At 58.4% G+C, this 23,316-nt stretch carries 21 protein-coding genes and 1 pseudogene; 18 read left to right on the plus strand and 4 right to left on the minus strand.

What is annotated here, in order from left to right; translation table 11 throughout:
• Position 1: 1 nt before the first annotated feature.
• The 4 genes from ACP26L_RS08925 to ACP26L_RS08940 all read left to right on the plus strand — a co-directional run bounded on the left by ACP26L_RS08925 (position 2) and on the right by ACP26L_RS08940 (position 1,925).
• Positions 2 to 349 (plus strand): hypothetical protein, encoded by a 348-nt coding sequence (locus tag ACP26L_RS08925; RefSeq protein WP_426452162.1) that lies wholly within the window; start codon positions 2 to 4, stop codon positions 347 to 349.
• A complete protein-coding gene (locus ACP26L_RS08930; protein ID WP_426452163.1) occupies positions 336 to 662 on the plus strand; it encodes a hypothetical protein in 327 nt (108 codons plus the stop codon). Before ACP26L_RS08925 ends, ACP26L_RS08930 begins: the two co-directional genes overlap by 14 nt.
• Positions 663 to 931: 269 nt before the next feature.
• Positions 932 to 1,165 (plus strand): hypothetical protein, encoded by a 234-nt coding sequence (locus ACP26L_RS08935; RefSeq protein WP_426452164.1) that lies wholly within the window; start codon positions 932 to 934, stop codon positions 1,163 to 1,165.
• Positions 1,166 to 1,427: 262 nt separating this feature from the next.
• Complete coding sequence (locus ACP26L_RS08940) at positions 1,428 to 1,925, plus strand: SRPBCC domain-containing protein (RefSeq protein ID WP_426452165.1); 498 nt, start codon at positions 1,428 to 1,430, stop codon at positions 1,923 to 1,925.
• 141 nt (positions 1,926 to 2,066) lie between these two features.
• Here ACP26L_RS08940 and hcp read toward each other — a convergent pair whose 3' ends face one another.
• The gene (gene hcp / locus ACP26L_RS08945; protein ID WP_426452166.1) at positions 2,067 to 3,356 is read right to left on the minus strand and encodes a hydroxylamine reductase; all 1,290 of its coding nucleotides are present in this window, start codon (positions 3,354 to 3,356) and stop codon (positions 2,067 to 2,069) included.
• Between the two features lie 482 nt (positions 3,357 to 3,838).
• A complete protein-coding gene (locus tag ACP26L_RS08950) occupies positions 3,839 to 4,570 on the minus strand; it encodes a Crp/Fnr family transcriptional regulator (protein ID WP_426452167.1) in 732 nt (243 codons plus the stop codon).
• A 347-nt stretch (positions 4,571 to 4,917) separates the two neighbouring features.
• Between ACP26L_RS08950 and ACP26L_RS08955 the strand changes: the two genes are divergently transcribed.
• The 4 genes from ACP26L_RS08955 (at position 4,918) to ACP26L_RS08970 (ending at position 7,456) form a co-directional block, all read left to right on the plus strand.
• Positions 4,918 to 5,376 (plus strand): GAF domain-containing protein, encoded by a 459-nt coding sequence (locus ACP26L_RS08955; protein WP_426452168.1) that lies wholly within the window; start codon positions 4,918 to 4,920, stop codon positions 5,374 to 5,376.
• Positions 5,377 to 5,465: 89 nt separating this feature from the next.
• Positions 5,466 to 6,119, plus strand: a complete 654-nt coding sequence (locus ACP26L_RS08960) for a response regulator transcription factor (RefSeq protein WP_426452169.1) — start codon at positions 5,466 to 5,468, stop codon at positions 6,117 to 6,119.
• Entirely contained in the window at positions 6,112 to 7,218 is a 1,107-nt protein-coding gene (locus tag ACP26L_RS08965; RefSeq protein ID WP_426452170.1) for a PAS domain-containing sensor histidine kinase, read from the plus strand. Before ACP26L_RS08960 ends, ACP26L_RS08965 begins: the two co-directional genes overlap by 8 nt.
• Before the next feature lies 1 nt (position 7,219).
• Entirely contained in the window at positions 7,220 to 7,456 is a 237-nt protein-coding gene (locus ACP26L_RS08970; RefSeq protein WP_426452171.1) for a hypothetical protein, read from the plus strand.
• Between the two features lie 1,371 nt (positions 7,457 to 8,827).
• Here ACP26L_RS08970 and ACP26L_RS08975 read toward each other — a convergent pair.
• On the minus strand, positions 8,828 to 10,006 hold the full coding sequence (locus tag ACP26L_RS08975; RefSeq protein WP_426452172.1) for an IS110 family transposase: 1,179 nt from the start codon (positions 10,004 to 10,006) through the stop codon (positions 8,828 to 8,830).
• 647 nt (positions 10,007 to 10,653) lie between these two features.
• Between ACP26L_RS08975 and ACP26L_RS08980 the strand changes: the two genes are divergently transcribed.
• The 8 genes and pseudogenes from ACP26L_RS08980 (at position 10,654) to ACP26L_RS09015 (ending at position 21,071) form a co-directional block, all read left to right on the plus strand.
• Positions 10,654 to 11,196 carry a hemerythrin domain-containing protein gene (locus tag ACP26L_RS08980; RefSeq protein WP_426452173.1) on the plus strand — a complete coding sequence of 181 codons (543 nt, stop codon included), beginning with the start codon at positions 10,654 to 10,656 and terminating at the stop codon, positions 11,194 to 11,196.
• 15 nt (positions 11,197 to 11,211) lie between these two features.
• Positions 11,212 to 11,751, plus strand: a complete 540-nt coding sequence (gene hpf / locus ACP26L_RS08985) for a ribosome hibernation-promoting factor, HPF/YfiA family (RefSeq protein ID WP_426452174.1) — start codon at positions 11,212 to 11,214, stop codon at positions 11,749 to 11,751.
• Positions 11,752 to 12,237: 486 nt separating this feature from the next.
• Positions 12,238 to 14,850: a bifunctional acetaldehyde-CoA/alcohol dehydrogenase gene (gene adhE / locus ACP26L_RS08990; RefSeq protein WP_426452175.1), complete on the plus strand. Its 2,613-nt coding sequence runs from the start codon at positions 12,238 to 12,240 to the stop codon at positions 14,848 to 14,850.
• Positions 14,851 to 15,216: 366 nt separating this feature from the next.
• A complete protein-coding gene (gene nirB / locus ACP26L_RS08995) occupies positions 15,217 to 17,658 on the plus strand; it encodes a nitrite reductase large subunit NirB (RefSeq protein ID WP_426452176.1) in 2,442 nt (813 codons plus the stop codon).
• A 77-nt stretch (positions 17,659 to 17,735) separates the two neighbouring features.
• Positions 17,736 to 18,065: a nitrite reductase (NAD(P)H) small subunit gene (locus ACP26L_RS09000; protein ID WP_426452177.1), complete on the plus strand. Its 330-nt coding sequence runs from the start codon at positions 17,736 to 17,738 to the stop codon at positions 18,063 to 18,065.
• 171 nt (positions 18,066 to 18,236) lie between these two features.
• A complete protein-coding gene (gene mobA, locus ACP26L_RS09005) occupies positions 18,237 to 18,854 on the plus strand; it encodes a molybdenum cofactor guanylyltransferase (protein WP_426452178.1) in 618 nt (205 codons plus the stop codon).
• A gap of 180 nt (positions 18,855 to 19,034) precedes the next feature.
• On the plus strand, positions 19,035 to 19,790 hold the full coding sequence (locus tag ACP26L_RS09010; protein WP_426452179.1) for a GTP cyclohydrolase II: 756 nt from the start codon (positions 19,035 to 19,037) through the stop codon (positions 19,788 to 19,790).
• Positions 19,791 to 20,229: 439 nt separating this feature from the next.
• A pseudogene (locus ACP26L_RS09015) lies at positions 20,230 to 21,071 on the plus strand (diguanylate cyclase).
• 160 nt (positions 21,072 to 21,231) lie between these two features.
• Here ACP26L_RS09015 and ACP26L_RS09020 read toward each other — a convergent pair.
• Positions 21,232 to 21,711 (minus strand): C40 family peptidase, encoded by a 480-nt coding sequence (locus ACP26L_RS09020; protein ID WP_426452180.1) that lies wholly within the window; start codon positions 21,709 to 21,711, stop codon positions 21,232 to 21,234.
• 314 nt (positions 21,712 to 22,025) lie between these two features.
• On the opposite strand from ACP26L_RS09020, the gene ACP26L_RS09025 reads away from it, so the two are divergent.
• Together ACP26L_RS09025 and ACP26L_RS09030 are read left to right on the plus strand one after the other, a co-directional pair.
• Entirely contained in the window at positions 22,026 to 23,048 is a 1,023-nt protein-coding gene (locus ACP26L_RS09025) for a TIR domain-containing protein (RefSeq protein WP_426452181.1), read from the plus strand.
• Positions 23,045 to 23,224: a hypothetical protein gene (locus ACP26L_RS09030; protein ID WP_426452182.1), complete on the plus strand. Its 180-nt coding sequence runs from the start codon at positions 23,045 to 23,047 to the stop codon at positions 23,222 to 23,224. The genes ACP26L_RS09025 and ACP26L_RS09030 overlap by 4 nt, the downstream gene beginning before the upstream one ends.
• The last annotated feature ends 92 nt before the right edge of the window (positions 23,225 to 23,316 follow it).

The following is a 23,316-nucleotide window of genomic DNA, read 5'->3' on the forward strand; positions in this document are numbered from 1 at the left end:
CATGCCAAGCGAATACGATGCCGCCCTGTGCTTCGTCCGCACCCTGGAAGTGAACGCCAGGCCGCTGCAGGAAGAACTGGCCTCCGATCTGCGCCGGGTGCTGCCGGGGGCTTCGCTGGATCTGGATCCGAAGCTGGAGGACGGCTTCGAGATCGTCGTGGCCCGGATGAACGGCCTCGGCCCCTGGGGGTCGGAGGAAGAGCTGCTGGACCGCATGGAGCGGGAGATGCCGGAGGCGTGGTGGACCTGGCTTGCCGGATACCGCCTGCTTGTGACACCCAAGGAGGATGCCGGTCCGTGCAGGCTGAAGAAAAAACAAAGGGAGGCTCAGACCCATGAATGCCAGTAAAGCAGCGCACAGCGAGGTCGTCAGGGACTTGGAGCAGGCGGTGATGGGGCTTTGCGGCCGGCAGGTGGAGATCCGGATCGAGGATACGATGGAAGGGGACGCCCAGGCACCGCCGCGCACCTTCGAGCTGGTCCGGGCGGTGATGGTTCCCGAAGGAACCCACCTCAAGTGCTACCTGAATCTCACCCAGCATATCTCCATTCCGGTATTCGCCGACGGGAGGACACGCCTCGAAGTGGAAGGTCCGGGAGGGACCCGGATGATCTCCGTCGATCTGCAGGCCGGGCTGCAGTACAGGCTCCGGTGGCTTTAGCGGGAGCAGGGCTCCGGCAGGTTAAGGGTTTTGGCAAGAGCCCAGTGGGGCTGAGATGCCGCGACAAGTACAACGAGACCTCCCGCGGAAGACTGCTGCTCCTCTGCCAAGGGCGGGGTTTACTCTCTATGGCCAGCCTGCTGCTCATCCGGCACGCGGTTATCATCTCACCCGGCGCAGGCTGAAAGAAGATCTTCTGCAGGTCCGCTGACCGGTGCTGGTATAGTTCACCTTCTCCCGGGTAATGTTACACATGGGAGGTGAAAGCCATGACAGAACGTGAACGGGAAGACGGTCCGCTGGACCCCGAGGAGCTGAAGCAGGTGCTGACCGAGGCCCTCGAGCAGGAGAATGAACTGCTGCGTACTTATGTCATTGCATCCGAGCGTATTGAGGATAACGAGGAGCTCAAGGTCAGGCTCCAGAACTTTGCCGAAGGCAACGCGAAGCGCTCGCGCCAGCTCATCGAGGAGCTTGGGGCGATGAAGGAAGCGGATGAGTAAGACGACGGTTCTTCCCGCCGGTGCGGAGGGGCCGTTTTTTGCGGTTTTAATATTCCTTGACAGGAATATTCCTGTACGGGTATATTTGTTGCATAAGCACTGTTAGGAAGTGCAGTGTGCTCGAGGGGGCCGGATCGATGCTGGACCGCTTCACGATTGGCAGCCGTCATTGTCCAGCAGGTAACACAGGTATAATGCCCTTTTAACTTATCGATTGGTTGATTGGATCAACCCCATTCAAAAATTTCAGGAGGAATGCCGTATGTCCCATATCGTTGAACTGGTTATCACCCGTACCATCCAAGCGCCTAGAGAGATTGTATTCCAGGCTTTCACGCAAGCCGAGCATCTGAAGCATTGGTGGGGGCCGAAGGGCTGGACAATGGATGTGTCTCAGATGGAGGTCCATCCGGGCGGGATGTGCCATTACCGCTTGCAGTCTACGGAAGGGCATGTCATGTGGGCGAAGTTCATGTACAGCGAGGTCTCTTCGCCGGAGAAGCTCGTCTATACCAGCTCCTTCTCGGATGAAGAAGGCCGTACGGTCCGTGCGCCGTTCAGCGCGTCGTTTCCGTTGGAGGTTCGCAATACCCTGACGTTCTCGGAGCAGGACGGCCGGACGACGTTCACTCTGCATGGGAAACCTGTGTCGGCGACGGAGGTGGAGCTCGAGTTCTTCCGATCGATGCATGAGAGCATGCAGATGGGCTTCGGCGGCACCTTCGATCAGCTGGCGGAGTACCTGGCTTCGAAGAAGTGAAAGCGCTGAAACCTCCAATCCGGATATCGGAAAGAAGGCAAGGCATGCGGGATCGGATCCCGTCGTATAAAAAAAGAGCCCGGCTCCTCCTATTCGCAGGGGGCCGGGCTTATGCCGTATTCGGGGTACCGCGTGTGTTGATTACTGGGCCAGCATCGCGGCCATGTCATCCTGGGCATTGCCGATGAGCTTCAGGCCGAACGTCTCGGTGAGTACCTGCATTACGCCGGGGGAGATGAACTCCGGCGGTTTCGGCCCGATGCGGATGTCCTGGATGCCGAGACTGAACAGGCCGAGCAGGATGGCTACGGCTTTTTGCTCGAACCAGGAGAGCACGATGCTGACCGGCAGCTCGTTCACCGTGCAGCCGAAGGCGTCCGCGAGTGCCATGGCGATCTTGACGGTCGAGCCGGAGTTGTTGCACTGGCCGAGGTCGATATACCGCGGGATGCCGGTGTCGCCTACCGTGCCGTAGTCGACGTCATTGAAGCGGAACTTGCCGCAGGATGTGGTCAGAATGACGGTGTCGTTCGGCAGGGACGTCGCCAGCTCGCGGTAATATTCGCCGCCGCTGCCCGGCGCGTCACAGCCTGCGATGACGAAGAAGCGGCGGATTTTGCCCGCACGTACGGCTTCAATGATCTTGGGAGCCAGCCCGATGACAGTCTCATGGTGGAACCCGGTCGTCAGCACCTGGTCGGATTCGATGTCCGCCTTAGGGAGCGACAGCGCCCGTTCGATGAGCGGGGTGAAGTCGTCGTTCTCGATCTTGCGCACGCCTTCCAGCCCGGCAAGGTCATAAGAGAAGAAGCGGTCCGCATACGTTCCTTTGATCGGCATGACACAGTTGGTTGTCGCCAGGATCGCGCCGGGGAATTTCTCGAAGAGGCGCCGCTGGTCGAACCAGGCTTTGCCGATGTTCCCCTTGAGGTGCGGGTACTGCTTCAGCTTAGGATACCCGTGGGCAGGCAGCATCTCCGAGTGGGTGTAGATGTTGATGCCGAGTCCCTCGGTCTGCTTCAACAGCTCTTCGAGCGCGTACAGGTTGTGGCCGGTGACGACGATTGCATGGCCCTCGACGCGGTTCTGGCTGACCTGCACCGGCTGCGGCACGCCAAACTGGGTCGTATGCGCCCGGTCGAGCACATCCATGATGCGGATCGCCGCGGAGCCGACCTTCATGGCCATATCGATATGCTCCTGCACATTAAAGTTCGAGTTCGTAAGCGTCATATACAGCGCCTCGTGGGTGATCCGGTCCACTTCGGGATCGGAGTAACCGAGCTGGCGGGCGTGGGTGGCGTAAGCGGCGATGCCTTTGAGTGCGAAGATCATGGTATCCTGCAGGCTGGCGATCGTCTCGTCCTTGCCGCAGACACCTACTACTTTACAGCCGCCGGACGGCGTTTGTTCGCATTGGTAACAAAACATGTGGATTCCTCCATTCCCTGGTAAGGGGTGATGTATTAAGCTTAACAGGCGGCGTGTGCAAAAGATGTGATCCGGCGCACAGCGTTTTCGTCCGCTTTTCGGCCGACTCTCGAACATTGGATGTCCGTTCGGGAAGTATGTGTTCTGCATCATAGACAAGCGCCATCCGAAGCGGAGGAAGCAGGCCGGGGGTACACCAGGTCGCATGCCGGAAGCCGAACGGGAGACGCATGAGAGGCAGAGCGACGAAAGACCAGAGGCGTACCGGAGGCGATGAGGCGGGCCCGAGGCGGACGGGAGGCGAGTAAGGCGGACCAATGGCGGAGTAGGGGCGAACGGGAGACAGAGACAGAGACAGAGACAGACCAGAGCCGATGAGGCACACCATGCCCTCATACCAAAAAGTCCCCTTGGACCCGGCCGCGAACAACCCGTGGGGGCTTCGCTTCCATGTCCAAGAGGACTTCCTACTCCCGCTGCCGTTATACGCGGCAGATTTCCTTAGGGCAGGCCTCGCAGTGGCAGATATCCCGCAGGTACTCGAGATTCCGGATGACGATCTGGCCGTTGTCGATGGTAATGGCTTCTTCCTTGCGCATATCGTTCAGCATCCGGTTGACGCTCTCGCGGGTCGCACCGACCATCTCGGCCATCTCGGCGTTGGTCATCCGCTTGCGGATCACGATGCCGTCCTCCTGGGGGTGGCCGTACGAATTGCTGAGACGGATGAGCAGCGAGCACAGGGCGCCCGGCTTGCCGTACATCATCAGGTCACGGAATTTGGTCTGGGTCATCTGGTGCATCATGCCCATCCACTTCATGAATTCGACGGCGAGGTCGCCGTGCTGCCAGAGCAGGATCTCGAGGTCCTTCTGCTGGATGATGCCGATCTCCGCGTCCTCCGTCACTTCCGCATCATAGCTGAGCAGGCTCTGCTGGAACGGCGTGATCTGACCGAAGAGGTCTCCGGTGTGGTGGATGTACAGGGTGATTTTATTCCCTGCGTCGGTCGTCTTGGAGAGTTTGATGCTGCCTTTCTTCATATAATAAAGGTGGTTGGCCGGTTCGCCTTCCCAGAACAGATACGAGCCTGCTTTGACCTGCTTCGAGTACATAATGCCCTTGAGCTTCTCAAGGTTCTCGTCTGTAAAAAATGCGCGGATGCCTTCGGTTACCGGGGCGCTGCCTGCTTTCGTATATTCGCAAATGGCCATGGGTGCCATCTCCTCTCGGGATCTCTTATGTATTCATCATACCTTCTTTGAGCTCCGGGGGGCATCGGGGGATCTTCTGATTTTTCCGGGGAGAAAACCCGCGCCCGCAGTGAGGCAGATCACATTCTCGAAGGGAATGTTCCCTGAGAGCCGGGAGGTTTTTTACCGGAACCGAAGGGGATGACCCCTAGCGGATAATCAGGGTTTTCCCTGAATTACAAAGGATGCCCCAGCCGTTACAATGGAGAGACATGGTTTTGCCTGCGGAAGCTCTGGGTGTTCCTGTCTGCAGGACTTCATTCGTATAGGAACCTTTGTAAGATCAGGGTGTAAGGAGGCCGGTGGCCATGAAAAAGATACAGGAGCTGTTCGACAGGCTTCGGACCGAGACGGGCAGCGACTTCGTCGGCATTGCCGTGACGGACGGGAGCCACCGGCAGGGCCGCTGGATCGGCGCGTCGGGCAGCCAGAATGACCGGTACCGCCATATGGTGCTGAAGCCGGGCCGGGGGCTGGCCGGAACGGCCTTGTTGACGGCACGTTCCGTCACCGGCCGGGCCGGAAGCGGGCAGCGGGCGTCGGGGGGCACGGATTGTCCGCTGATGCTCGCCGAAGGACTATCCTCTGCCGCGGCCGTACCGATCCGCTACCTCGGGCGGATGCTCGGCGTGCTCTATGTCGGCATGAGACAGGAGCATGAGTATACCCAGGGCAGCCTGACCGTGCTGGAAGCGCAGGCCGAATCGATCGGCGGACAGCTCAGGGACGGGAGATTCGCGGGGGAACTCCATAGAAATCATTCGTGAATCTCGCCTGTGAGATTCTTTTTTTGTTATGATAATAGGAAACAGAGGAGTACAATTGCTGCATGCTGCAGGAGGAGTTGGAAACGGAAATGATTAAGCTGGTAATCGTAGACGACCATGCGGTGGTGCGCAGCGGACTCTCCATGCTTCTGAACGCCAAAGAGGATCTGGAAGTGGTCGGTGAAGCGGCGGACGGCGATGAAGGGATTCGCCTTGCACTGGAGCATCGGCCGAACGTCGTGCTGATGGACCTCAGCATGCCTCACGGCAAGGACGGGATGACCGCGACCAAAGAGCTCAAGGAAGCGGCGCCTGAGACGTTCGTCCTGATTCTGACAATGCATGACGATGATGAATATTTGTTCCGCGCGATTCATGCCGGGGCTTCGGGGTACATATTAAAGAGCGCGCCGCACGAAGAACTGCTGAACGCGATCCGCTCGGTTGCGTCGGGGCAGGCTTACCTGAACCCGTCGGCGACCAAACGGCTGATGGGCGAGTATATGGAGCGGATGCGAACCGGTGAAGGAAGCGGCTCGTTCGAAGCGCTGTCCGACCGGGAAAAAGAGATCGTCTCCCACGTGGCCATGGGCTACAGCAACAAGGAGATTGCAGAGCAGCTGACGATCAGCGTCAAGACCGTCGAAACCCACAAAGCGAACGTGATGGAGAAGCTCGGCCTGAAGACCCGGCCGGAGCTCGTCAAATATGCGATGAAGAAGGGGCTGCTGAATTTTGAATAAAGACCGGCACAAGCATGCGGAAGTCATAGCGGAGCACGTGGACGCCTTGATCGGCACGCTCGAAGCCCACATTGAAGATCCGAAGGCGAGACAGGAGTTCAGGGAGTCGCTGAAGCAGCTGGCGGACCTGAAGTTCGCGCTCGACGAGTCTTCCATCGTGGCGGTCACGGACCGGGAAGGCCGGATTCAGTACGTCAACGACAAGTTCTGTGAGATCTCGAAGTATCCACGGGAGGAGCTCCTGGGCCAGGATCATCGGATCATCAACTCGGGCTATCATGATAAGGCATTCATGAAAAAACTGTGGGTCACGATCGGCAGCGGAAAGGTCTGGCGCGGTGACGTAAAGAACCGGGCCAAGGACGGCAGCTATTACTGGGTGAACACAACCATCGTGCCGTTCCTGGACGAGTCGGGCCGGCCGTACCAGTATCTCGCGATCCGTAACGAAGTGACCGAGCTGAAGCGGGTGCAGGAAGAGCTCCAGATGATGATGAAGCAGGTCATGAACATCCAGGAGGAGGAGCGCCGTCGCTTCTCCCGCGAACTGCACGACGGGATTGGCCAGAGCCTGTTCTCGCTGCTCATCCAGATGGATCGGGTGATCAGCGAGCGGGGGGATGCGGAGCTCGAGCACCTGCGGCACACGGTTTCGGACATTATCCAGGACGTCCGCGGTCTTGCCTGGGAGCTGCGTCCCTCCGTGCTCGATGACCTGGGGGTCGTTCCAGCGATCCGTACATATATCGAGAACTACACGGAGCATTACGGCATCCGCGTGCAGCTGACAGGCACCTTGCGGGGAAGGCTGCCGGCTCTGACGGAGACGACGATCTACCGGATCATCCAGGAGGCGCTGACGAACGTGGGCAAATACGCCGGCGTGAGCGAAGCGTCCGTCTCCATCGGCACGGAAGGGGACCGCATCGAGGTCCGCATCAAGGACGAAGGCCGCGGGTTCGATCCCGGCGCCCGGCACCAGGGGGTCGGCCTCTTCAGCATGGAGGAGCGGGCCCGCATGGCGGGAGGCCGCCTCGAGTTGATCTCGGCCCCCGGCCGCGGCACGGAAGTGATCCTGCGGCTGCCGAGCGGGGTGTAGGGTGAGGCATTGCGGCGGGGAGCCGACCGGTGCGCGAGGGGCGTCAAGCCGGTGGCGGTGCACGGGAGCGGTGGCGAAGCTGGCGGCCAATCGGGCGTGCCAGCGTAGCGGGAGGCCGCTCGGGCAATACTCGGCCTCCGGCCGCGGCACCGGGGTGATCCGGCGGCTGCAGAGCGGCGCGCAGGCGGAGCAGTGCGGCGGGGAGCCGGCCGGTGGCGCGAGGAGCGTCAAGCCGTGACGGTAAGCGGAAGCGGCGGCGGAGCCGGCGGCCAATCGGTCGTGCCAGCATGGCGGGAGGCCGCCTCGGGCAAGACTCGGCCTCCGGCTGCGGCGCGGGAGTGATCCTGCGGCTGCCGAGCAGAGTGTAGGATCGGAGGGGCCGGGCGCGGCAGTACGCCGCTGAAGGGCGCCGAAGCGCGGAAGCCGGTGGCACGAGGGGCCGACGGTCTAGCCGGTGGCGGAGCGCGAGTGCGGTTGCTGCGTGATGCGGACCACATGGCGGGAGGCCGCCTCGAGCTGATCTCGGCCTCCGGCCGCGGCACGGAAGTGGTCCTGCGGCTGCCGAGCGGCGCGCAGGCGGAGCCATTGCGGCGGGAAGCCGGCCGGTGGCGCGAGGAGCGTCAAGCCGGTGACGGTGAGCGGTGGCGGAGCGGGTGGCTAATCGGGCTGGTCGCATGTCGGGAGGCCTCCTCGGGCAAGACTCGGCCCCGGGCCGCGGCAACGGAGTTGATTGCTCCTGCGGCTGCGGAGTGGCCCGAAAGGTTATGAGACTCTGCGGGCTACTCTGTGCAGATCAGGTCCAAGCCCACCATTGTGGCGACATAAGGCCCGTACGAGGGTTCGACCGACCACTTCGCAGCGTCAACTCCTGCTAGATTGGTGAGCCAGTGGGATAGTTAGGGTGTACACCGGGGTGCATCGTGAAATAACGGAACTCAAATGCGCTATGTGCATCCCCGGGATGGTGATTCACAAAATAGCGGAACTCAGATTCGCTATCTCGAGGTTTGGGGCTTCTTTTCGGTAGGTTAGGGGACAATAAGAAACCTGAGTTCCGCTATTCCTCGGGAAATATCGGGAAATGATCGAATAACGCATCTGAGTTCCGTTGATATGAACGTAACCGAGCAACTCCCAGCACGTATCCCTGTTTTTTTGTACTCCAAACTAAGCCTGTCAAGGTGTTCTTTTTGACAGGCGGCTTCATTCTGCCCATACTTGTATACGTGTCTGACTATCAAGTCAGACCCTGCCTTACGGCGAGTAACGGGGTGCAGGGGGCGGTGCTCCCTGCAATGTTTTTTCCTGAGAACAACGGGACATGTCTACATTCCTTGGCACGAGGGCAAAATGGTTCTTTGCGCCGGCTGGCAACCTGATATTCGTGGGTTCTCACATGTGATTACATACGACCAGAGAGTTTCCTGCTAACTATCAACGCACATAAAGCTCCTGTTCCCTTGCTTTGTGCAGCGGAACTACGCGGATTTCTCTCTGCCTAGCTTTGTACTTTGCCCCCGAGCCAAAGAATGTAACGCATCTTCCTCAAATCCGTTCTCTTACCACCTCCTTCTTCGTATTTTCAAACTTCTATTACAAACACAAGCGATTATGCTGCCGCCCTTTGCTTCTGGACTTCCTTGGCTATAGCCCAGATAAATCCCAAGAGCTCCCTGGCCACGGCGGTAACGATGGTTCCTTTGTTCTTTCCCCTGAAGCTTAACCTATTAAATTTATGATGCAGTCTTTTATGCGCCTTCCAAGAGATCTCAATAATCTCCGAGCTTAGCTCCTTTTGCCTCTCCCGCAGGGCTCTTCTTACAGCAGGTTTGCTCCGATAGGTCCAGGCGGCTTCGACCAGTACCCGTCGGATATGCGCATTTCCGACTTTCGTGATTCGCCCTTGCCGGCGGCTGCCTCCGCTTGAACTTTCCGAAGGTACCAATCCGGAATAACTCATAAGCTGCGGCGCAAAAGCAAATCTTCCTGCGAGATCTCCGAGTTCGGCCGCAAGAGTAGTGGCCGTAACTAAAGCAATACCATGAAGTCCTTGCAGCGCCTGAATCATGGTAGCCTGGCACCCTGCCGAAGCCTGCCGTTCCATTTCCTTTTCGTATCGCCCAATCCGGTTTGCGGCCTCCCTGATGGTGTTGCGGTATTCTTGAAAGACGATATCCTCGCACGCATCCGTAAAGCGCAAGGTATCCAGCCAGTTCTCGTAGGCCGATGTCCATAACTTCGTGCCGCCCGGTGGATGAAGCTGGTGCCGAAGCAGGAACTTCGTTAGCCGCTGCTTGTGCCGATTCATATCCTGAACCGCATCCTCCCGGGCCCGAACCAAATCCCGCAGCGCTTCGTCCTCGGGTGTAGGTACGTAGATTTCGGTTAACTCTCTAGCCCTGTAGAGCTGCGCTAAACGTATGGCATCCCTTTTGTCGGTTTTAATGCGCTTGTTGCCATCCAATGCTTTGGGCGCAACGACGCTGCAATTGACAAAGAGTTCAAGGAACCAACGATACAGTTGAAACCCTGTAGGCCCGGCCTCATAGCAAACGTCGAGTTTGATCTCATCGTCCTTTGCAAGCTGCTTGACTAATTTTCGCACGGCCTCTTTGGTATGTGGAATCGTCCCCCAGAACCGTACAGGCTCATCTCGATTTTCCGTGGCGATAGCAACAGCAATTTTTTCCTTGGATACGTCTAACCCTACATACTTTGTGGACATACTCATTACTAACCGACTCCTTTTTGTTTGTAGCTCTGTTTTGGATTTGATTGGTGTATTCACTCCAAGTCATTTCCAACTTCAACCTACGTGATGCAAAGAGGTAGTCGGTTTCGTTCATTATAACTATCTTAAAAACTCTTGTTCTATATGAATTCTGAATCAACACCACACCTGGAAACCGTCCGGCCATAGCAGCCGGGCGGTTTTATGCGTTTAGATATTACGAGGCGGCAGCCGAGCAAGGGAATGGGGTGGAAAATCGAGCGGAGCCTTTGAAATCATGATCATACCTCTAATCACTATTAATGCTCGAATGGACGGGTCAGCACACGGGCGAAGGTTTAAGGTTGAGAGGGTTATGAGGGCGATAAAAGAAGCTGGAGCCCCATGCCCACCCGGCAAGCGCTAAAACGTATGGGTCGACGCACGGTCGTCGGTTTTAAGTTGAGAAGTGTGTGAAGGCATCGGGAGTGTGAGCCTCATACCCATCCATGCAACAAACGAATGGGTCAGTTTCAGAGCCTGATCCCAGTTGATTTGGACGTGATCTGCCCCCATACAATCTCTCGGATCACCGCTCCCAACAGCTTTTTCCATTTTTCCAAATGCCATTTGTTGTGTGATCCACTTCACATACAGGGTACTCGGGCGAAGCGTAAGATGAAGTCAGAAAGAACATTCCAGCAAGATTATGGAGGGATTTCACCATGAAGCATCCTACTCCACCGCATATGGAACTTACGGGCGAAGCCCATGTTACGGAATTGTCCGCCGCTATGGACCGGCTTAGGGAAGAGCATGAGATGCTCGCCAGACTGCTCGAAGAGATGGAAGAGCAGGCTGTAAGGGTAGGCCAAGCGGAGAATCGCACCCAGGCCTGGGGACGGCTGCAGCACCTGCGGCTGTGGACGATCGGCGTGATGCAGGAGCTGGATGCCCACTCGGGCTGGGAGGAAGAGACGCTGTTTCCTTTCCTTGCTTCCTACTTTCGCCTCCGGCAGGAGCCGACGATGATCCCTTCCCTGTGGATGATGGAGAAGGAGCACGCGATGGCTGAAGAGTATGTGGAAACGTTCATGAGAGAGTTCCACAAGCTGCGCGCGGACTCTCCGAAGGAGGAGATGAAGAAAGCAGCTGGCCTGCTGATCCAGGCGTGTTATATCCTGAAGAGTCACCTGGCCAAGGAGGAGCAGATCGTGTTCCCACTGGCCGAGCAGGTGTTGACCGACGTAGATTACCTATTCGCATAAGAGGAGTGATGAGAGATGAGACTGAACATCCATGGCAAACACTTCGAGGTTACTCCGGCACTGGAAGCCTACGCGCAGGACAAAATCGGCCGGCTGGAAGGCTGGCTGCACCCTGACACCGACGTGCAGATCAACCTCTCCGTGCAGGGGCACAGACACCTGCATGTGGTGGAAGTCACCATCCATGAAGAAGGTACGGTGTTCCGGGCGGAAGAGAAGCAGGAGGATATGTACGCCTCCATCGACCTCGCGGCCGATAAGCTCGAGCGGATGACCCGCAAGTGGCGCGAGCGGCTCAGACGCCGCAGCCGGCGCGGGGAGGGAAGGATGGGCGGAGCCGAACCGGCACTGACCGCCACCTATGAGGACGAAGAGACACTCGGCGTCGTACGGAGCAAGCGCATCCAGCTCAAGCCGGTCGAGCTTGAGGAGGCTCTGCTGGAGATGCAGCTGCTCGGGCATGACTTTCATCTCTTTTTTAACCGGGAGACCGGGGTCACGGAGCTTGTCTACAAGCGGCATGACGGAACGTTCGGCCATCTGACGACGGCTTGAGGATAGCCAGGTCCCTAGGCGGACCTGACAGAATGTAAGTGAGGAAGGCTGGCCGGCAGACTCGCTTGGGACTGCAATCGATTGCCGGCCAAGTTTGTCAGAGCCCCAGCCAGAGTGTACAGCGATCCAAGCCAAGTGACGGATCAAAGTCAAGTGACGGATCGAAGCCAAGTTATGGATCGAAGCCAAGCGACGGATCGAAGCCAAGCGACGGACCGAAGCATCGTAAGGCTGCCAAGTGTACGCAGAGTCACAGCGCAGGCTTCCCAGAGTGAGCCAAGTCACAGTCGGAAGGCTGTCCAACGTGTACACAAGTCATACGTCCAGCAGATTCATGCCCATAATGCAGCGTCCCGCCGCCTAACCTCCATGAAAAACTTTCTAATCCAGCCGGATGCTGTAAACCAGATCACAGATCCACGCTTGTGAAAATAGTAACATAGATTGTGGAAAGGCAATCCAATCGAATCATGGAGGCGGAGAGACATGGCGATTAGAGAGAAGCAGGAAGAACAGGCAAAGCCGGCGGCAGAGCAGGAAGTAAGCAGGCTTGTGGCCAAGGCGGTCAAGGCGCAGCAGGCGTTCATGCGGCTCGACCAGGCGCAGGTGGACGCGATCGTGCAGGCAATGGCCCTTGCGGGACTCGAGCAGCACATGAAGCTCGCGAAGATGGCTGTTGAGGAAACCGGACGCGGCGTCTACGAAGACAAGATTACGAAGAACCTGTTCGCGACCGAGTACATCTACCACAGCATCAAGTATGACAAAACGGTGGGTGTCATCGAGGAGAATCCTTACGAGAATTACCGCAAGGTAGCCGAGCCGGTAGGCGTGATCGCCGGAGTAACGCCGGTCACGAACCCGACCTCCACCACGATGTTCAAGTCTCTGATCGCCATGAAGACCCGCAATCCCATCATCTTCGCATTTCATCCGTCCGCGCAGAAGTGCAGTGCGGCTGCCGCACGCGTCGTCATGGAAGCGGCCGTGAAAGCGGGCGCTCCGGAGGGCTGCATCCAGTGGATCGAGCATCCGTCTGTCGAAGCGACGGGGCTGCTCATGAACCATCCGGATGTGGCGCTGGTGCTGGCCACCGGCGGCTCCTCGATGGTCAAGGCGGCTTACAGCACAGGGAAGCCGGCCCTCGGCGTTGGCCCCGGCAACGTCCCGTGCTTCATCGAGAAGAGCGCCGATCTCAAGCAGGCCGTCACGGACCTCATCCTCTCCAAGACGTTCGACAACGGCATGATCTGCGCCTCCGAGCAGGCGGTCATTATTGAAGAGGACGTCTACGCCGAAGTGCGCCGCCTCATGATCGGGTTCGGCTGCTACTTCCTGAACGGCGAAGAGACCGAGGCGGTATCGAAGCTCGTCATCAACAGCGACAAATGTGCTGTCAACGCGGTCATCGTCGGCCAGCCGGCTGTGAAGATCGCGCAGATGGCCGGCATCAACGTCCCGGCCGACACGAAGATCCTGGTCGCCGAGCTGCAGGGCGTAGGCCCGGCCTACCCGCTGTCCGCGGAGAAGCTCAGCCCCGTACTGGCGTGCTACAAAGTGAAGAACGCCGCCCAAGGGATCCAGCGGGCCGCGGAAGTGACCGCCTTCGGCGGGATGGGCCACTCCTCCGTCATCCATTCGAAGAATGATGCCGTGATCGCTGATTTTGCCGCTGCGCTGAAGACCGGCCGCATCATCGTGAACTCGCCGTCCACCCACGGGGCGATCGGCGACATTTACAACACGAACCTGCCGTCCCTGACGCTCGGCTGCGGCTCCTACGGCCATAACTCGACGACCTCCAACGTCACGGCGGTCAACCTGATCAACGTGAAGCGGGTCGCCTACCGTACGGTCAATATGCAGTGGTTCAAGATTCCGCCGAAGGTCTACTTCGAGAAGGGCGCGACCCAGTACCTGGAGAAAATGCCGGACATCTCGCGCATCCTGATCGTCACCGATCCGATGATGGTGAAGCTCGGCTACGTGGAGCGCGTGGAGCATTATCTGCGCAAGCGCCAGACGCCGGTGGCTGTGGAAGTATTCTGCGACGTCGAGCCCGATCCGTCGGTCGATACGGTCGAGCGCGGCACGGATCTCATGGAACGCTTCCAGCCGGACTGCATCATCGCCCTCGGCGGCGGCTCCCCGATGGACGCGGCGAAGGCCATGTGGCTCTTCTACGAGTATCCGGAAACGAGCTTCCAGTCCTTGAAGCAGAAATTCATGGATATCCGCAAGCGGGTGTACAAATATCCGCGGCTTGGCCGCAAGGCGAAGTTCGTCGCAATTCCGACGACGTCGGGTACGGGCTCGGAGGTGACCTCCTTCGCGGTCATCACCGACAAGAAGCAGGGACAGACGAAGTACCCGCTGGCCGACTACGAGCTCACGCCGGATGTGGCGATCATCGATCCGGACTATGTGTACTCCCTGCCGAAAACAGCGGTGGCCGACACGGGGATGGACGTACTCACCCACGCGATTGAGGCGTACGTCTCGGTGATGGCGAACGACTATACGGACGGCCTGGCGATGAAGGCGATCCAGCTCGTGTTCCAGAACCTGGAGAAGTCTTATGCAACAGCGGATCCGGTGGCCCGGGAAAAAATGCACAACGCCTCGACGATCGCCGGGATGGCTTTTGCCAACGCGTTCCTCGGGATCAACCACTCCCTGGCGCACAAGTGGGGCGGCGAGTTCCACACGGCGCACGGCCGCACCAACGCGATCCTGATGCCGCATGTCATCCGCTACAATGCCGGCAAGCCGTCGAAGTTCGCATCGTTCCCGAAATACGACCATTTCGTCGCCGATGAGCGGTACGCCGAGATCGCCCGCATGCTGGGGCTGCCGGCCCGCACGACGGAAGAAGGCGTGAACAGCCTCGTTGACGCGGTACGCAAGCTTGGTCAGGCGGTCGGCATTCCGGCTTCGTTCTCCGAGCTGGGCATCGACCCGCAGGTGTTCGAGAGCCGGGTGGAGGAGCTCGCCGACCGGGCCTTCGAAGACCAGTGCACGACAGCCAACCCGCGGATGCCGCTCGTGAGCGAGCTGGCGGAGGTATACCGCAAGGCGTTCTACGGCCGGTTCGAGTAAACGCGGGAAGCACGCCAGAAACCGATATGGAGCATAGACACGACCCCCTGTAGATAGAAAAAGCATGGCCATCAATCAAAAGCCAGCAGCATAAGGCAGTAGACAGGCGGGGCTGCTTCCGGGCGAAGATGAGCGTCGGCCCGGACAGTTCCGCATTCTTTTTACAACACAATTACATTCCGCACAAGGCGGCAAACAGCACGCTTACTCTTGAACATCCCACAGGGCCCTTGTCCTGTGTCCGACTATAGAAGGGGATGTGAATCCCCTGGCATATATGTACGTTTCTGTTAACTTGTATTAATTTACCAATCCAGGCCGGCGGGCCTGGCAATCCCATAGGCAAGCCGGAGGAGGCAGTATTCCATGAACCCTACTACTACACGTCAACGTCTGGTCGTCATTGGCAACGGTATGGCCGGCATCAATACGGTCGAGCAGATCCTGAAGCTGGACCCGCAGCGCTACGAGATCACGGTATTCGGCAGCGAGCCGTATCCGAACTATAACCGGATTCAACTGTCCTATGTGCTGGAGAAAAGCAAATCGATCGACGAAATCATCCTGAACTCCTGGGAATGGTACCAGGAGAACGGCATTGAGCTTCGGACGGGTACGACGGTAACGAAGGTCGACACCGAAGGCCGTATGGTCCATACGGAGGACGGGACGGTGGTTCCGTACGACAAGGTTATCGTCGCTACGGGCTCCAAGCCGCTGATGCTGCCGATCCCGGGCGCGGACAAGGAAGGCATCGTCGGCTTCCGGGACATCGCCGATTGTGAGACGATGCTCCATGCGGCGAAGCTGTACCGCAAGGCCGCCGTCATCGGCGGCGGGCTGCTCGGCCTGGAGGCGGCCAAGGGCCTGCTGAAGCTCGGCATGGACGTGACCGTCGTCCACCTGGTCGAGGAGCTCATGGAGCGCCAGCTCGACCGGACGGCCTCGCTCATGCTCCAGGCGGAGCTCGAGAGCCAGGGGCTGAAGTTCGCCACCGGCCGGCAGACCGCCGAGTTCCTCGGGGGCGACCGGGTGACGGGCCTGCGCTTCAGCGACGGTACGACGCTCGAAGCCGAGTTCGTGGTCATGGCGGCGGGCATCCGGCCAAACACCGAGGTGGGCCGGGCAAGCGGCCTGACCGTGAACCGCGGCATCGTGGTGGATGACTACATGCGCACCTCCGCGCCGGATGTGTATGCGGTGGGCGAGTGCGGCGAGCACCACGGCGTCTGCTACGGGCTGGTCGCCCCGCTCTTCGAGCAGGGAGCCGTGCTGGCGAAGCATCTGTGCGGCGTCGAGACGAAGCCTTATGAAGGCTCCGTCGTCTCGACCCAGCTCAAGATCTCGGGCGTCGACGTGTTCTCGGCGGGCGAGTTCATGGATGCGCCGGACCTGAATGTCGTCCGGATGCACGACGAGTGGCACCGTATCTACAAGAAGGTGCTGCTGCGCGGAGGCCGGATCGTCGGCGGCGTGCTCGTCGGTGACGGCAAGCAGGCGGCTCGCCTCCAGCAGTGGATCCGCACGGGCACGGTCATGACCGAAGAGATCCATGCGGCGATCATGGGCACTGCGGCGGCGGAGACGGGCAGCAGCGTGGCGGACCTGCCGGACGAGGAGATCGTCTGCGGCTGCAACGGCGTGACGAAGAAGCACATCGTAGACGCCATCCACGATAAGGGGCTCACGACGGTCGATGAGATCAAAGCCTGCACAGGGGCTTCACGCTCGTGCGGCGGCTGCCGGCCGGTGGTCGAGCAGATTCTGCAGTATACGCTCGGGGACAAGTACGATTCCGCGGCCGCGAAGAAGGAAGGCATCTGCGGCTGCACGAAGCTGACCCGCGATGAAGTCGTGGCCGGCATCAAGGAGAAGGGCCTTCTCACTTCGAAGGAAGTCATGCACGTGCTCGGATGGGAGAACCCGGAGGGCTGCTCGAAGTGCCGTCCCGCGCTGAACTATTACCTCGGCATGATCTGGCCGGCGGAGCACCAGGACGAGAAGGACTCGCGCTTCGTCAACGAGCGGATGCACGCGAACATCCAGAAGGACGGCACCTTCGGCGTCGTTCCCCGGATGTACGGCGGCGTGACGACGCCGGAGGACCTGCGGCTCATCGCCGATGTGGCCGTGAAGTACAACGTGAAGCTCGTCAAGGTCACCGGCGGACAGCGGCTCGACCTGCTCGGCGTGAGCAAGGAAGACCTGCCGAAGATCTGGGAGGATCTCGGCATGCCGTCGGGCTACGCCTACGCCAAAGCGCTGCGCACCGTCAAGACGTGCGTCGGCAGCCAGTTCTGCCGCTTCGGCACGAAGGATTCGATGGGCATGGGCATCCTGCTCGAGAAGAAATTCGAGCGGCTCGATATGCCGGCGAAGTTCAAGCTGGCCGTTAACGGCTGCCCGCGCAACTGTGCGGAATCGTCGACGAAGGATATCGGGATTGTCGGCAACGAAGGCGCCTGGGAGGTCTATGTGGGCGGCAACGGGGGCATCAAGGCGCGTCTTGCGGATCTGCTCTGCAAGGTGAAGACCGACGAAGAACTGGTCGAGATCGTCGCCGCCTTCATGCAGCATTACCGGGAGACGGGCAAGTATCTCGAGCGGACCTCGGACTGGATCGAACGGGTCGGCCTGCCGTCGGTGATCGCTTCGGTAGTGGAAGATACGGCGAACCGCAAAGCGCTGGCCGACCGGATGGAAGCTGCGCTCAGCCAGGTGAAGGAGCCTTGGAAGGACGTGCTCGACAACCCGCTGCTCCGCGGGCGTCTCTACAATGAGATTCAGATTCCCGTAGAAACCAAATGAGCAAGAACCAAATAAGTCAGCAATCAAGTCAGCATTAGCACATTAGCAATCGATTCGTTAAAGAGGAGAAGATGACCATGGATACGAAGCAGCTCACTTATGTCGGCATTGGCAGGCCGGAGGATTTCGAAGAGCGCATCGGCCGAGTCGTCCGGATCGGCGGCGACGAGATTGCCGTATTCCGGACGACGGAGGGCGAGTTCTTCGCTCTTGAGAACCGCAGTCCGGGACCGCGGGGCGGGACGCTCGCGGACGGGATCGTGTCAGGCGCGGTTCTGTTCGACCCGATCTGCGACTGGCGCATCGGGTTGAGGGACGGAGCCGTACTCGCGCCGGATCACGGACAGGTGAGGACCTACCCGGTTCGGCTGGAGGGCGGCGAGGTACGGGTCGGATACCTGGCATAGACGGCTGCCCGGTGTGGGATCCCCACCTCGCCGGGCCCAGCTCCGCCGCCCGGAATTAGAGGAAGCCGCCCCGAGTGAAGCAGATCACGGAAGAGCGAACCTCCGGCGTGCTTTAATATAGGCAGGAAGTCAATCAACGATGGGTGAATGAAGAAAGGGGAGAGTGTTGTGATGCTGACGGGACTGATCCTGGCGGGCGGCGAGAGTAAACGGATGAACGGGAAGAACAAGAGCAGATTGAAGTTTGAATACGAAACCCTTCTGCAGCGGCAGATCCGTCTCATGAGGACGATCTGCAGCGAGCTGATCATCGTCACGAACGATCCCAGGGCTTATCTGCGCCAGGTGGACGAATCGGTGCGGATCATTACGGATTATATTCCGGGGAAAGGCCCGCTCAGCGGCCTGCATGCCGGACTCACGCTGGCCAGGGGAGAGAACGTCTGGGCGGTCGGATCCGGTATGCCCTTCCTTTCACCAAAGGCGGCGGCGCTGCTCCTCGAGCAGAAGAACAGAGGCTTCAATGCCGTCTTCCCGCGGGTGGAGAATATGATCTATCCGCTGCACGGCCTCTATGACCGCTCCTGCGGGAAGCGGATCGCCGAGCTGCTGCAGGGAGGCGAGGGCCGGCCGGATGTGCTGCACCGGGTGCTCAATGCTGCCTTGGTGGAGGAGGAAACGTTCGTCGGGCAGGGAATAGCCCCTTCCTTCGTCTTCGAGATCAAGACGGAAGAGGATTATCTCATGGCTGCCGAAATTCTGGAAGGCCGGTCGGCGGTGTCCGGCTGATCCATGCGGGTCAGTCGGCTGCTGAGTTCTCCGCAGTCGGGCAGGAAAGCGTGCTGTCCTGGGGGATGACACAGGCAAAGACGGGGGATTCTAGAGGTACGCCAGACAGGACTAGGCAGAGCCAAAGCATAAGCTGGTCCTGCACGAAACGGACACTCGAAGAAGAAGGAGCTGCAGCAAGTGAGCCAAGCCACCCGCATTGCCCCTGAGGTCATGGAACACCTTCAGGATAAAATTCAGCTGATCCCAAGGCCCGAGGGAGCCATCTACCTGGTGGGGCCGATCCGGCTGCCGGTCAGCCTCTATGACGAAACCGTCGTCTTCCAGTGGTACTGCTGGCTGAACTGCAAGGAAGTGGAGAGCGGCATGGAGCGTATTGTCGATAAGCTGTCGTCGATCAATCTCGCCGAGTATCAGCAGTCCAGCGTGCTCGTGCATGGCGACTTCAGGGAGGCCGGAGAAGCCCTGATCCGGCTTCACTCCATCTGCCACACAGGGGATATCTTCGGCAGCAAACGGTGCGACTGCGGCTTTCAGCTCAAGCGCTCCATGAAAATGATCGCGGATCACGGCACCGGCGCCCTCTTTTATCTCGCGAATCATGAAGGAAGAGGAATCGGGCTGTTCAGCAAAGCCCTCGCTTACCTGCTGCAGGAGAACGGGTACGATACGGTGGATGCGAATCTGAAGCTCGGATTCGTGGATGACGCCCGCAATTACGGAGATGCGATAGCCGTGCTGAAGCAGCTTCGAAGCAAGCCGGTTACGCTGATCACGAACAATCCGAAGAAAGTCGACGCTCTGAAATCCTCGGGACTTGATGTCGCCGGGCGGGTGGAGCTGTGGGGAGACCTGTCTCCCTTCAATGAGAATTATCTCAAAACCAAGGTGGAGCGTTCCGGTCATATGGGGGAAGGTTGCTGCAACGAACACTAGACCAGGCCTTCACCCGCCGCAGAAAAAATAACGGGAAGCCGAACAACAGCCTGGCGGGGAAACTGCGGGGCTGTTCTTTTTTGCACTGCGTTTTCTTGAAACTGGAAGGCTTGGTTTCACCGGTTCCCGTATTCAGAAGCCTGCCATCAGTGCTATAATTCGGGATACAACTCCCATCGACACGAGGACGCAGTCAGCAGAAGAAAGGGACAGCCCGATGAACGACCCAGTGGAACAGCTGCTTAAGAAGGCTCCCGATGACGGAGAGCATATACAGGTCCTGCTTGACCTGATTCAGGAATTTATTGTATTGAAAGACGGCGACGGCCGCTGGCTGTTATCGAACCGGACTGTGATAGACGCTTATGAGCTTCAAGGAGTCGATTACCGCGGGAAAACCGACCGGGAGCTCGCGGAGAACATGAATGATATTATCTCCATGCTGAATCCGGACGGGAGCGTCCGCTATTGTTCTCCATCGTTCCTGAACATCCTGGGATATACCGTGGACGAAGGGAGCAGCATCTTCGAGTTCCTTCACCTCGAGGACAGTTCTGCCGTCGGCGAAGGGTTCAGAGAGCTTCTGAGCGGAGATTCGGACGGGATCACGGTGCAGTTCCGGTATGCGCACGCAGGCGGTCATTACCTGTGGTTTGAGACGGTCCTCTCCCGCGTACTTAATGAAGAGGGTGACGTCGACCATGTCGTATCGGTTGCACGAGTCATCACGGAACGCAAGGAATATGAGGCCCGGCTGCAGCGGATGGCGTATTATGACGCTTTGACCGGTGTGCCGAACCGCCGCAGCTTTATGGATGTAGTCAAGAAGCTGATGGGGGGAACGCTCCGGGATGGAACCACCTTAGGGGTTCTCTACCTGGATATCGACCACTTCAAGCATATCAACGATACGTATGGCATGAAGCAGGAGACGAGCTGCTCGTTCAGTTCGCGCGGCGGATCGAAGATCAGCTTGCCTCTTCTCATCATCTTGCCCGGCTCGGCGGTGATGAATTCGTGGTGATCCTCCTGGGTTCGACCGATCCCCAGGAAGCAGAGCGGGATGGGCGGGAGCCTCTGCGACTCCCTAGGCGGCCATGGAGTCTGACAAGCGCCGGTGAGCTGACAACCACGTCTTCGATCGGGGCGGCTTTCTATTCCCAAGACGCTCAGGCCGTGCATGTCCTGCTCCGCTGTGCGGACCAGGTGCTGTATACGGCCAAGCGGCAGGGGAGGAGACGGGTCCGATTCTACGAGGGACAAGCCGGCCGCTCCGAATGAACCGACGTGTGTGCGGAAGGGGAACGGCTCTTACCGATGTGCGCGTGGGTGCGGATGGCGGCCGGCGGAGCGGGAAATACTAAAAAAGCAGGAGCTCTGATGAAACACTCAGAGACTCCTGCTTTTATTTATAGAACAGATAGGATGGTGTAAAGGTTGATTACAAACGGCGCCCCGTGATATAACGGTTCTTCCAGTAACCCGAGTTGAGCGGACTGACGACGACACCTTCGCTTTTCGTGTTGCTGATGAACTTGCCGTTCCCGACATAGATGCCCACGTGATCGATTCTTCCCGGCGTACCGACGCTGAAGAAGACCAGATCGCCCGCTCTCAGATTCGACTTGCTGACCCACTTGCCCTCTTTGGCCTGATCCCGGGAGCTCCAAGGAATCGAGATGCCGTACTTTTTAAAGATGAACTGGGTGAACGAAGAGCAGTCGAAGATCAGACGGGATGCATCACGGGTTCCGTATTTATAGTCCACATCTCCGATGTAGGATTTGGCGGTCGAAACGATCCGGCTCCCTGTCGTAGAAGAGATGGCGGCCTCCGTGCGGCTTGGCATGGCTGTTCCAACGCTGATGGTCGTAACCATGAGGGACAATGCCAGCGCAGATGCTTTCAGCAATTTGTTCATGTGTACCTCCATAAGTGTTGTTTGTCCCCCCTGGTGGGGACTGGCCTATACTTTAGCATGACTTCGGGGGAGTGTCCCTAGGGCATCGCTGGAGGATTTACCATGTTTGCCCACAGGAAATGAGCCGGGCTTGTCCTTCTACCCATCAATTAATTGCGCTGGAACGGGGGAGATCATCCGAATCCTTGCCTCAAGAGCCGCTATCTTTTTTTTGGAAAAAGAGAACAAATATACGCATGGAAACGAAATGTATGGTATAATTGTAACAAACTGGTATGCATGGAATGAAAACTCGTTACGGGGGGGTTCGCTATTTGAAACGGCATACATCCAAGCCGTGCGTATTTATCGGTTCTGCCCGGGAGTCCATTGCAATCGCTTCCACGATTCACAAGGCGCTGTCTCACTTTGCCCAGGTTACACCGTGGTACGCCGGTACGTTTCATGCGATGAACTATACGATGGATGATTTGGAGGCCAGGCTTGCCGCCAGCGATTTTGCCGTATTCGTCTTCTCGCCGGACGATCTTCTGCTCCACCGCGGGAAGCTGGTGCTCACCCCCCGTGACAACACTGTTTTTGAAATGGGCCTTTTTTGGGGCAGGCTGAAGCGGGGCCGGGTCTTTTTTGTGGTTCCGGAATATGTGGAGGCGGAATATCATAAAGAAAAGATTACGGAATTCCATCTGATGAGTGACCTGCAGGGGCTGACCCTTCTTCGCTACGAGGTTCGTACGGACGGGGATCTTCATGCCGCCGTGAGCGTGGCCTGTATGGAGATTGGTGCAGAAATCACGGAAGCGGGTAAATACGAGGACCCGGCGGAAGCGCTTCAGGAAGCCCGTGCGGAGCTCGAGCAGAACGAGTCTCTGCATCATTTTTTTCTGCATTTCGTGAAGGACCTGATGGTGGAGCCCCACAAGAAATATGAATTCCTCTACGATGCTCTGCGTAGCGCCTATCAGCCGATCGAAGGTTACCGGGTCGTGGGTGCTGCGGTATGGAAGGCCAGGGGGACCGAGGGGCTCGAACAGGTGGCCGGCAATGTGGGAAGGAACAAGTTCTACCCGTTCACGGTCAACGAAGAACACCATGACAGCGAGGGAAATGTCGTTGTCGTCGATGCCTTCCTGAACGGGCTGGAGAAGGTCGTACTGCTCTCGGACCGCGTTGTCAAAACCTACTTGCTGTGCTATCCTGTAGGAAAGGATCTCATGCTTGTCCTTCACGTGTCCGGCAAGCGAACCATGTCACCCGAAGATTGCGAGACGCTGCTGCAAGTCAACCACAGGCTGATGGGCACCATAAACCACCTTTTTGGAGGCGAATCTTCATGAGCAGACAGGTCGATAAACCGGGGGCACGGCGTCCCAATTCCGCCGAGTTGTCAGATGCCGGGACATCGACAAAAAAGAACAAAAAAGTCATCGCCCTCACAACGGAAGGCAAAGAAGTGGAAGGCGTCGTCGTATTTGAACGCAAGGCGAATTATGATAAGCCTTCGTTTGCGTGACGGACACACGTTTTATCCGGTAATTGCACTGATCCGTTTAACAATTCATCATGAGCAGCAGGCCAAGGGAATTTCCCTTCGCCTGCTTTTTT

Source organism: Paenibacillus sp. S-38, from assembly GCF_049942825.1.
Taxonomy (GTDB): Bacteria; Bacillota; Bacilli; order Paenibacillales; family NBRC-103111; genus Paenibacillus_G.

What these genes read in the sequence shown, in the direction of transcription:
- ACP26L_RS08925 (WP_426452162.1), top strand. Translation starts at nt 2, where the DNA reads ATGCCAAGCGAATACGATGCCGCCCTGTGCTTCGTCCGCACCCTGGAA.
- ACP26L_RS08930 (WP_426452163.1), top strand. Translation starts at nt 336, where the DNA reads ATGAATGCCAGTAAAGCAGCGCACAGCGAGGTCGTCAGGGACTTGGAG.
- ACP26L_RS08935 (WP_426452164.1), top strand. Translation starts at nt 932, where the DNA reads ATGACAGAACGTGAACGGGAAGACGGTCCGCTGGACCCCGAGGAGCTG.
- ACP26L_RS08940 (WP_426452165.1), top strand. Translation starts at nt 1,428, where the DNA reads ATGTCCCATATCGTTGAACTGGTTATCACCCGTACCATCCAAGCGCCT.
- hcp (WP_426452166.1), bottom strand. Translation starts at nt 3,356, where the DNA reads ATGTTTTGTTACCAATGCGAACAAACGCCGTCCGGCGGCTGTAAAGTA.
- ACP26L_RS08950 (WP_426452167.1), bottom strand. Translation starts at nt 4,570, where the DNA reads ATGGCCATTTGCGAATATACGAAAGCAGGCAGCGCCCCGGTAACCGAA.
- ACP26L_RS08955 (WP_426452168.1), top strand. Translation starts at nt 4,918, where the DNA reads ATGAAAAAGATACAGGAGCTGTTCGACAGGCTTCGGACCGAGACGGGC.
- ACP26L_RS08960 (WP_426452169.1), top strand. Translation starts at nt 5,466, where the DNA reads ATGATTAAGCTGGTAATCGTAGACGACCATGCGGTGGTGCGCAGCGGA.
- ACP26L_RS08980 (WP_426452173.1), top strand. Translation starts at nt 10,654, where the DNA reads ATGAAGCATCCTACTCCACCGCATATGGAACTTACGGGCGAAGCCCAT.
- hpf (WP_426452174.1), top strand. Translation starts at nt 11,212, where the DNA reads ATGAGACTGAACATCCATGGCAAACACTTCGAGGTTACTCCGGCACTG.
- adhE (WP_426452175.1), top strand. Translation starts at nt 12,238, where the DNA reads ATGGCGATTAGAGAGAAGCAGGAAGAACAGGCAAAGCCGGCGGCAGAG.
- nirB (WP_426452176.1), top strand. Translation starts at nt 15,217, where the DNA reads ATGAACCCTACTACTACACGTCAACGTCTGGTCGTCATTGGCAACGGT.
- ACP26L_RS09000 (WP_426452177.1), top strand. Translation starts at nt 17,736, where the DNA reads ATGGATACGAAGCAGCTCACTTATGTCGGCATTGGCAGGCCGGAGGAT.
- mobA (WP_426452178.1), top strand. Translation starts at nt 18,237, where the DNA reads ATGCTGACGGGACTGATCCTGGCGGGCGGCGAGAGTAAACGGATGAAC.
- ACP26L_RS09020 (WP_426452180.1), bottom strand. Translation starts at nt 21,711, where the DNA reads ATGAACAAATTGCTGAAAGCATCTGCGCTGGCATTGTCCCTCATGGTT.
- ACP26L_RS09030 (WP_426452182.1), top strand. Translation starts at nt 23,045, where the DNA reads ATGAGCAGACAGGTCGATAAACCGGGGGCACGGCGTCCCAATTCCGCC.